We start from the raw sequence: 8,537 nt of genomic DNA, 5'->3' as shown, positions 1-8,537 counted from the left end.
AGGTTAAGCCGGCCTAAGGGTTTGCATCCAAGTTTCAGGGTGGTTTTGAACACCCTGCGAAGGTCGGGTGCTGGCACTTCTGAGAAGTTGAGCCGAGGGCAGTTAAATCACCCGGAGCAGACGTTCGCGAACGGTAGGGATCGATAGAGAATGGCCAATAAAAGAACCCTAAAATTCACGCTACAGTGCTGAACCCAGCGGCTCCGCTAAAGAGCTCTGACGGATTTTTCCGGATCATGGCAACCTATATCCGACGTGACGACCCGGCCTGCCCGACGTGTATCTCAGGAGATCAACCATCATCATGACGAACTCACCGAGCATGGATGCGGCGCTGACCTCGCCATCGGTGGCGCGGAACCGGGATCCAATTCTGGCCGTCCTGCAGCGGGTGCTCCCAGCTAGCGGACTGGTTCTGGAGATTGCCAGCGGGACCGGCGAGCACGCCCATCACTTCGCCGCCGCGCTGCCGCACCTGACGTGGCAGCCCACCGATCAGGACGAGCAAGCCTTGAACAGCATCGCCGCTCATCGCGCAGCGTCAGGGCTGCCCAATCTTCTTGCGCCGTTGAGGCTCGATGCCTCTGCCCCGGATTGGCCCGTCGAGCAGGCTGACGCTCTCGTCGCAATCAACATGGTCCATATCTCTCCCTGGCGGGCGACGCAGGGGCTCATGGCCGGGGCAGGGCGGGTGCTCCCGCCTGGCGGCGTGCTCTTTCTCTACGGGGCCTACAAGGAGAATGGCGCCCACACGGCCCCCAGCAACGAGGCCTTCGACCAGGACCTCAGACGCCGGAATCCAGAGTGGGGTGTTCGTGACTTGGAAGAGGTGACTGACCTCGCAAGGGCGCATGGGCTGGACCTCGCCGAGCGCATCGCCATGCCCGCCAACAATCTCAGCCTAGTGTTCCGAAGGTAGGCGAGCCGGGGCCCAAGTCGCCCCGCAGCGCCCTCACGGGCATTCCGCTCGCCAGCCCCCATGCAGGGTGCCGATCCTCTTGCGGAAACATAAGCATATACTAAATTAGTCTAATCTTATAGATTGTAGGTATGCGTATGCCCCGATTGGACCTCGACTTGGAGACCTTTGAGAAGCAGGCGACCGAGGTCGCGGACATCCTGCGGGCGCTCGCCAACGAGCGCCGCCTGATGATCCTGTGCAAGCTGGTGGAATGGGGCGAGGCCAATGTCACCGCGCTGGCCAAAGCCGTGGGCCTGTCGCAATCCGCCCTGTCGCAGCATCTGGCCAAGATGCGCGACGAAGGCATCGTCGCGACCCGGCGCGAGAGCCAGACGATCTGGTACCGCATCGCCGATCCGCGCATCGAGCAGCTGTTCGCCACCCTCTACAGCCTGTTCTGCAAGCAGGCGAAGGACGGCGGGTCTGCCTGACAAGGAGGTGGGTGCCACCTCAACCGGCCCGTCGCGCCCACCCGGGGCGCTGGATTTGCAACGAACGATCTGCATTGCGCCCAGGAGCGGGGCACGGCCTTTGACCTTCATGTGCAAGGGCGGGGCTCCCTAAAAAAATAGCAGGAGGCTTCATGAGCGAACAATCGGACCAGGAGCGCTGGAACACGCGCTACAGCGGCGAGGATTACCTGTTTGGCACCAGCCCGAACGCCTTCCTGGCCAGTCAACGGCACCTCCTCGCGCCCGGACAGAGGGCTTTGGCTGTGGCCGACGGGGAAGGCCGCAACGGCGTGTGGCTGGCCGAGCAGGGGCTGCGTGTCACCGCGACCGACTTCTCCCCAGTGGCCATCGCAAAGGCCCGTCAACTCGCGGAAAGCAGGGGCGTCGAGGTCTCCTTCGTTCAGGCGGACCTGGCAGGCTGGGAGTGGCAGGAAAGCAGCTTCGACGTAGTGGCCGCCATCTTCATCCAGTTCGCCGATCCGACCTTGCGTGAGGCGATCTTCCGGGGCATCCGGCGCACGCTTGCTCCCGGAGGCCTGCTCCTCCTGCAGGGCTACCGGCCGGAGCAGGTCGGATACGGGACCGGCGGCCCGCCGCATGCGGAGAACATGTACACGGTGTCCATGCTGCGCGAGGCCTTCCACGATTTCGAGATTGTCAGCCTGGTGGAGCACGACAGCGTCATCCAGGAGGGGACCGGACACCACGGCGTGTCGGCCCTCGTGGATCTGGTCGCGCGCAAGCCATCCTGACCTCCGGCCAGAACCCTTTGCTCCGACCCCGGACGCCCCCGCGAGTTCAGGGGCGTCACGGAATTCCCTATTGCGGCGCGAACGGGTTCCTGAACCCGCCCGCCCGCGCCGGCGCCTTGGGTGGATGGTGCGTGGCGAGGTAGTTGAGGATCAGGTCGCGGTCGGCGCCCTGGATGTCGGGCATGCCATGCCGCTCCGTCATCCAGGTCATCGTCTCGTCCCACTTGTCCCTAGTCAGGCCCTGGTTCGACACCAGCCTGTAGCCGTGGCAGGCCGTGCACAGGCCGAAGGTCTCGTCCCGTCCAGGTCCCTCCGGCAGATCCTCCATCCGCTCGTCCTTGGGCGTGAAGGCAGGCGCAGGCCCCTGCTGGGTCTGCGCAGAGGCGGAAGAGGCCGATGCCGCCAGGGCGAGCATCGGCAGCCAGTAAAACCATCGCACGATCAACGACCCTCACCCCACCAGGACGGCTACACGGTGCATGGTGTTGCCGCCGTACCCCTGCGGGTTCCAGTTATGGGCGACGGGCGGCTGCATCCGGCCGTTCGCGTCCGTGGCCCGCGTCCAGATCTCGTAGTAGCCGTCCGACGGCAGCGGCACGGCCGCAGTCCACCGGTTCCAGTCGTAGCGGTTGCGGGTCGGGGCAAGCGTCGCCTGCGTCCAGGTTTGGCCGGCATCCGTCGAAACATCCACACGGCTCACCGTGAGATCGCCGGCCCAGGCGGCACCCCTCAGGGCCACCGCCCGCGTCCCGGCCGGCAGCCTCGTGCCGTTCGCCGGAGCGGTGATGATGCTGCGCACCGGCATGGATTCGAGGATGCGGAAGTCCTTCTCGTCCGCCGTGCCGCCCGGCACCATCGGCGTGTTCGGCACCCGGTAGGAGGTGCCGGTCATGCCCTGGCCATCATGCTCACGGTCGCGGATCGTGATCCGCGTCAGCCACTTATGCGACAGCGAGCCCGGCCATCCGGGGATCACCAGCCGCAGCGGCCCGCCATGGATGGTGGGCAGGGGCTCGCCATTCATCTGGTAGACGATCAGGCTGTGCGGCTCCATAGCCTTGGCGATGGGCATGCCGCGCGAGAGCGACTCCTTGGTCGTGTCGCCCGACAGGTGCGGGTCGGCACCATAATGGGCGGTGTACTTCGCCGTATCCTTGAGCCCTGCGGCCTGCAACACTTCGCTCAATGGAATGCCGGTCCATTCGGCGCAGCCCGCGCCACCGTTCGTCCACTGGTTGCCGCGGGCTTGGGGCTGGAAGAACGAGCGGCCGTTGCCGCCGCATTCGAGCACCATGCGGTAGGTTTTGGGTTGGAAACGAGACTTCAGCTCGGCAAGCGTCAGTTCAAGCCGGTTGTTGACCTCACCGTCGACGGTCAGCTTCCAGGCATCAGGACTTGCGGCGGGCTCGGGGATCTGTCCGTTGTTGCGGATGAAGAACTTCGAGATCGGCGTCGTCTCGTCATCGAGCAGATGCTCGGGCGTCTCCGCCACCAGCGGCCGTTCGCCAAGGACAACGAGACCCTTCTCCTTGCCTGGGTAGTCGAGGGGCTGTGGGCCTGATGGCTGGGCAGCGGCACCTGATGTGGGAGCCCCCTGCGCCAGAGCCGACGGGAGCATGGTGCCGGTTGGGTTCGAGGACAGAGGGACGCTGGCGCCCACGGCGGCTCCGAGGCCCGCCAGGCTGACACTGGTTAGGAGCCCGCGGCGGCTGATCCCTCCCGGCTCCGGGGGCTTTTGACCGTCAATGGGTGGGTCTTGGGGCGACCGCTCGGTTTGGCGTGTCATGGCGTTCCTCCGCAGGCCCCCGCCGCGCCGGGCTCGTGGCCGCAGCGTCGTTTGCCGCATGGTAGGACAACAAGCTTGGCCTGTGAAGACAGCGCGGCAGAGGAGGGAGGGCTGCGGCGCGTCGGAAGGCGCTTCCCAAGCGATGAGGGGCCGCCGGCAGCCCTTCATCGCAACTCGACTACTCCGACAGCAACCGGTTGAGCGCGCCCGTCAATGCCTCCCGGGAAATCTCGCCAACGTGGACGGATCGGAGCTTCCCGTTCGCGCCGATGAAGAGGGTGACCGGCAGACCCGGCGTGGCGTAGTGGCGAGGCACGTCCATGCGCACATCGAGCAGCACGTTCGAAAGCGTGATCTTCTCGGTGTTCAGGTAGCCCTCAATCGTCGTGCGCTTCTCGCCCTGGTTCACGAACAGGAACGTGACGTCGTCTCTCGCCGCTGCCATCTCGGCCATCATCGGCATCTCGCGCCGGCATGGCGGACACCAGCTTGCCCACAGGTTTACGACAACGGGCTTTCCAACAAAGGTGGTCAGGACGACGGATCCTCCCTCCGCGCGCTCCAGGGCTACCTCCGGCATCGGTGTGGACGGCGTGGCGCTGGTCAGCTGCCACACCACGTTCCAGGCAAACAGGCCAATAACAAGGCTGGCCACCGCGCCGATGGCGGCCCGGCGGGTCCGCACCAGGGCCGCGGAGACCAGCGCGATTCCGGCGGCGCCCCACAGCCAGGAGAACCCGCCCTGCCAGACCGCGAAGACCCGCCAGGGCTCCACCGCAAAGCTGGCGGCGTGCTCGATGACATGCCCCAGCCGGGCCATGATCAAACCGCCGAGTAGAGCCCAGGTCGACCAGCGGCCAACGCGGGAATCCAGGCGGGAGGACAGGATCGACGTCGCGATCATGAAGGCACCGATGCCGGCGATGGCCGCGAGGCGATCACCGGCGAAGACGAGGGGACCGATTGAGACAACTTGCATGAGCCAGTTGGTTCGAGAGCCAGCTTAAGGCAGCCTTAAGAGGCAGTGCAGGCCCCTGATGGTCGAACGATGATAGGCGGGACGCGTTGCTTGATCGCAGCCGCCGTTCCCGCGAATCCCTCGTCAGAGAGGATCATCTATGCTTGATGCCGCGATCCAATGGGCCAACACGCTGATCTGGGATCACCTGCTGATCTATGTCCTGCTCGGTGCTGGCGCCTACTTCACGATCCGTACCCGGTTCCTGCAGTTCCGGCGCTTCGGCCACTTTTGGTCCGCCCTCTCACACTCGCGCGAAGGAGCCGGGCAGGGGATCTCGGGCTTTCAAGCCTTTTGCATCGGCCTTGCCTCCCGGGTTGGGACCGGCAACATCGCAGGCGTTGCGATTGCGCTGACTCTCGGCGGCCCGGGGGCAATCTTCTGGATGTGGATAGTCGCCCTCGTGGGCATGGCGACCGCCTTCATTGAGGCCACGTTGGCCCAGCTCTTCAAGGTGCCGCAACCCGATGGCACGTTCCGGGGCGGGCCGGCCTACTACATTGAGCGCGGGCTGGGCTCCCGATTCTGGGGCAGCATCTTCGCAATCCTGCTGATCTTCACGTTTGGGCTGACCTTCAACGCCGTGCAGGCCAACACCATTGCCGACACCCTCAGCTCCGCGCATGGCATTCCACCGCTGGCCACTGCCATCGGCCTGGTGATCCTGGCAGCTCCCGTCCTGTTCGGCGGGATGCGGGCCATCGCTCGCGTGGCAGAGTGGATGCTGCCTATCATGGCCTTGGCCTACATCGCGCTCGCCCTGGTGATCATCGGGCTCCATATTCAGAAGGTGCCGGAGGTGCTCTCCCTGATCGTTAGGTCGGCGTTCGGGCTCGATCAGGCCGCCGCTGGCGCGTTCGGCGGGATTGCGGCGGCTCTCCTAAACGGCGTCAAGCGCGGCCTGTTCTCTAACGAGGCGGGCATGGGCAGCGCTCCCAATGCGGCGGCCACAGCCACTGTGAGCCATCCGGCTTCTCAGGGCTTCATTCAGGCTCTGGGCGTCTTTGTCGACACGATCATCATCTGCTCGGCGACCGCCTTCATCATCCTGGTCTCCGATGTCTACGATCCGGCCCGGCCGGCGGAGATCGCGGGCGCGACGCTCACGCAGGCCTCCGTTGCCGCCTGGTTCGGCGACACCGGCATGGTGTTCATGACGCTGGTGATCTTCCTGTTCGCGTTCTCGTCGATCCTCGGCAATTACGCCTATGCCGACGGCAACCTCACCTATCTCGGGGCCTCTGTTCCGATGATGCAGGTGTTCAAGGTCATCGTGCTTCTTGCCGTGGCCGGCGGCTGCCTGGGCGAACTGCCAACTGTGTGGGGACTGGCCGATGTGGCCATGGGGCTGATGGCTCTGGTCAACCTGACGGCAATTCTCCTTCTTGGGCGGTGGGCGTTTGGCGCGCTCGCAGACTATGAGCAGGCCCTGCCGAAGGGTACGCCATTGTTCAATTCGAAAGCGAATCCGCACCTGCCGGACCGGATCGGGACTGGCGTGTGGAGCCGTGGCTGACCAAGGCGTCCACCAACGGGTGCAGGAACGCTTTCGAGTTGACTATCCCGAACTCCGCCCGCAGCCCAGGGCGATCTTGGCGGTTGCGGAGCTCGAAGGTCGCCTTTGCCCGCCTGAGCGCCGCGTTGACAATGGCGAGGCCGAGGCCACTGCCCACGGCGCTGCGGTGACGTCCACGGAAGAACCGGTCGGTCACGAGTCCGATTTCGTCCTCCGGGATACCCGGACCCTCGTCCTCCACCGCGATCACCGGTGGTCTTGCGCTGCCATCAAGGAACCAGCGCACGAGGCCGCCCTTCGGCGAGTGCTGCACCGCGTTCTCGTGCAGGTTGCGCACGGCGAGGTGGAACAGCTCGCGGTTCATCCGGATCGTCGTGTGGTGGAGCGCGGGGTCGATCTCCACCCGCGTGTTGGTCGTGCCCGTGCCAAGGCTCGCGATGACCTCCTCCAAGGCCGGGCCGACGAGGATGTCGTGAGGCTCGCTCTCGTCCGCGGTGGCATCGAGCTCGGACATGGCGAGCAACTGGCGCACGAGCCGGCTGGTGCGGTCGACGGCCACCAGCGTTTGCCTCAAGGCTCCTTCTCGGGTTTCCGCATCCTTCGCCGCCAGGGCCACTTGGACCTGGGTGCGCAGCCCTGCCAGCGGGGTTCGCAGCTCATGCGCGGCGAAGGCCGTGAAGCTGCGCTCGTGCTCGCGCGCCGCCGCGACCTTGCCGAAGAGGCCGTTCAGGGCCTCGATCACAGGACGGATCTCCGACGGCGGGTTGCCGACGCTGATCGGGCACAGCTCCTCGGCACCGCGCGCCTTGAGGCCTTGCGTCAGACTGCGCAAGGGACGGAGCCCGCGGCCAACACTGGCCCAGATCAGGAAGGCCAGCAGGGGGACCATCAGGGCGGCCGGCAGGAGCAGGCCGCGGACGAGGTCCGTCACGAGGCGGTCGCGCAGGCCGAGCCGATCACCGACCAGCACCCGGATGCCCTTGTCGCGATCGGCCACGGCATAGACCCGCCACGGCTCGCCGCCGACCTCCCGTTCGGAGAACCCGCTGGCCTCGTCCGACAGCTCGGCTTCCGGCGCGCCGCTGGAGCGTCCGATCAGGCGGCCGTCGAACGACCAGATCTGACATGAGAGTTGGCGCTCGTAACTGACATGGGCCGGCTCGGGGAGGGGGATGGACGCCAGAGCACCGTCCGCACGGGCCGACAACGCGATCTCGCCGCTTGTGACGAGCGAGCCGACCATGCGCGCGGCCTCCATGAGGCGCGTGTCGAGCACGTGCTGCAGCTGGCGCTTGGTGTCGAGATAGATCCAGGCCGTCGCGAACAGCCAGATCAGGGTCGTGGCGGCGATGAGAATGACAAACAGCCGGGTGCGGATCGAGCTCATGTCAGGCGCTCCGAAGGCGGTACCCGAGGCCGCGCACGGTCTCGATGGCATCGCGCCCGATCTTGACCCGCAGATGATGGACGTGGACCTCGACCGCGTTGCTCTCCACGTCCTCCTCCCAGCCGTAGAGCCGGTCGGCGAGCTGGTCCTTCGACAGCACCGTGCCCGGATGCTTGATGAGGGCTTCCAGGATCGAGAACTCGCGGCGGGAGAGGCCAATCGGGTTGCCGTCGATCTCGACGGTTCGGCGACCGGGATCGAGTTCAATCCCGTTCCAGGATAGGGTCGGGGTCGCCCGCCCGCCTGCCCGACGGGAGATGGCGCGCAGCCGGGCGGCGACCTCGTCGAGGTCGAAAGGCTTGCCGAGATAGTCGTCCGCGCCGCTGTCGAGGCCGCCGATCCGGTCGGCCACGGTGTCTTTTGCGGTCAGCAGCAGAACCGGCGTCGCGTCCTGGCGCCGGCGCAGCTCGCGCAGGATGTCGAGCCCGGAGCCGTCCGGCAGCATCAGGTCAAGAACAAGAGCATCGAACTCGGCCGTGGCGAGCGCGGCCCGGGCGTCGCCGCAGGACGCCACCGCATCGACCGTGAAGCCGTGAATGCCAAGGCCGACCTTCAGCCCGTCGAGCAGCATCGCATCGTCTTCAACCACAAGAATACGCATCGAG

General features: G+C 66.0%; 9 protein-coding genes. 4 read left to right on the top strand and 5 right to left on the bottom strand.

What is annotated here, in order from left to right; all coding sequences use genetic code 11:
- Positions 1-304 precede the first annotated feature (304 nt).
- From JQC81_RS14350 to JQC81_RS14340, 3 genes are all read left to right on the top strand, one after another.
- A complete protein-coding gene (locus JQC81_RS14350; protein ID WP_246520419.1) occupies positions 305-919 on the top strand; it encodes a DUF938 domain-containing protein in 615 nt (204 codons plus the stop codon).
- Positions 920-1,056: 137 nt separating this feature from the next.
- Complete coding sequence (locus tag JQC81_RS14345) at positions 1,057-1,392, top strand: ArsR/SmtB family transcription factor (RefSeq protein WP_203272486.1); 336 nt, start codon at positions 1,057-1,059, stop codon at positions 1,390-1,392.
- 152 nt (positions 1,393-1,544) lie between these two features.
- Positions 1,545-2,165: a class I SAM-dependent methyltransferase gene (locus JQC81_RS14340; RefSeq protein ID WP_203272485.1), complete on the top strand. Its 621-nt coding sequence runs from the start codon at positions 1,545-1,547 to the stop codon at positions 2,163-2,165.
- Between the two features lie 67 nt (positions 2,166-2,232).
- On the opposite strand, the gene JQC81_RS14335 is transcribed toward JQC81_RS14340, so the two are convergent.
- The 3 genes from JQC81_RS14335 to JQC81_RS14325 form a co-directional block, all read right to left on the bottom strand.
- Positions 2,233-2,604: a hypothetical protein gene (locus JQC81_RS14335; RefSeq protein WP_203272484.1), complete on the bottom strand. Its 372-nt coding sequence runs from the start codon at positions 2,602-2,604 to the stop codon at positions 2,233-2,235.
- Between the two features lie 12 nt (positions 2,605-2,616).
- Positions 2,617-3,951, bottom strand: a complete 1,335-nt coding sequence (locus JQC81_RS14330; protein ID WP_203272483.1) for a sulfite oxidase — start codon at positions 3,949-3,951, stop codon at positions 2,617-2,619.
- Between the two features lie 178 nt (positions 3,952-4,129).
- Entirely contained in the window at positions 4,130-4,930 is an 801-nt protein-coding gene (locus JQC81_RS14325) for a TlpA disulfide reductase family protein (protein WP_203272482.1), read from the bottom strand.
- 139 nt (positions 4,931-5,069) lie between these two features.
- Here JQC81_RS14325 and JQC81_RS14320 point away from each other — a divergent pair, with 139 nt between their 5' ends.
- The gene (locus JQC81_RS14320; protein WP_203272481.1) at positions 5,070-6,485 is read left to right on the top strand and encodes an alanine/glycine:cation symporter family protein; all 1,416 of its coding nucleotides are present in this window, start codon (positions 5,070-5,072) and stop codon (positions 6,483-6,485) included.
- On the opposite strand, the gene JQC81_RS14315 is transcribed toward JQC81_RS14320, so the two are convergent.
- Together JQC81_RS14315 and JQC81_RS14310 are read right to left on the bottom strand one after the other, a co-directional pair.
- A complete protein-coding gene (locus JQC81_RS14315; protein ID WP_203272480.1) occupies positions 6,421-7,872 on the bottom strand; it encodes an ATP-binding protein in 1,452 nt (483 codons plus the stop codon). The genes JQC81_RS14320 and JQC81_RS14315 overlap by 65 nt on opposite strands.
- A 1-nt stretch (position 7,873) precedes the next feature.
- The gene (locus tag JQC81_RS14310; protein ID WP_203272479.1) at positions 7,874-8,533 is read right to left on the bottom strand and encodes a response regulator; all 660 of its coding nucleotides are present in this window, start codon (positions 8,531-8,533) and stop codon (positions 7,874-7,876) included.
- Positions 8,534-8,537 lie beyond the last annotated feature (4 nt).

Origin of the sequence: Microvirga arabica (genome assembly GCF_016811235.1) — a bacterium.
Classification (GTDB): domain Bacteria; phylum Pseudomonadota; class Alphaproteobacteria; order Rhizobiales; family Beijerinckiaceae; genus Microvirga; species Microvirga arabica.
This window is presented reverse-complemented; position numbering and strand designations above follow the sequence as displayed.

Excerpts from the sequence above, each read along its gene's own strand:
- JQC81_RS14330 (WP_203272483.1), bottom strand. The coding sequence starts at position 3,951 with ATGACACGCCAAACCGAGCGGTCGCCCCAAGACCCACCCATTGACGGT.
- JQC81_RS14315 (WP_203272480.1), bottom strand. The coding sequence starts at position 7,872 with ATGAGCTCGATCCGCACCCGGCTGTTTGTCATTCTCATCGCCGCCACG.
- JQC81_RS14350 (WP_246520419.1), top strand. The coding sequence starts at position 305 with ATGACGAACTCACCGAGCATGGATGCGGCGCTGACCTCGCCATCGGTG.
- JQC81_RS14345 (WP_203272486.1), top strand. The coding sequence starts at position 1,057 with ATGCCCCGATTGGACCTCGACTTGGAGACCTTTGAGAAGCAGGCGACC.
- JQC81_RS14340 (WP_203272485.1), top strand. The coding sequence starts at position 1,545 with ATGAGCGAACAATCGGACCAGGAGCGCTGGAACACGCGCTACAGCGGC.
- JQC81_RS14310 (WP_203272479.1), bottom strand. The coding sequence starts at position 8,533 with ATGCGTATTCTTGTGGTTGAAGACGATGCGATGCTGCTCGACGGGCTG.
- JQC81_RS14325 (WP_203272482.1), bottom strand. The coding sequence starts at position 4,930 with ATGCAAGTTGTCTCAATCGGTCCCCTCGTCTTCGCCGGTGATCGCCTC.
- JQC81_RS14320 (WP_203272481.1), top strand. The coding sequence starts at position 5,070 with ATGCTTGATGCCGCGATCCAATGGGCCAACACGCTGATCTGGGATCAC.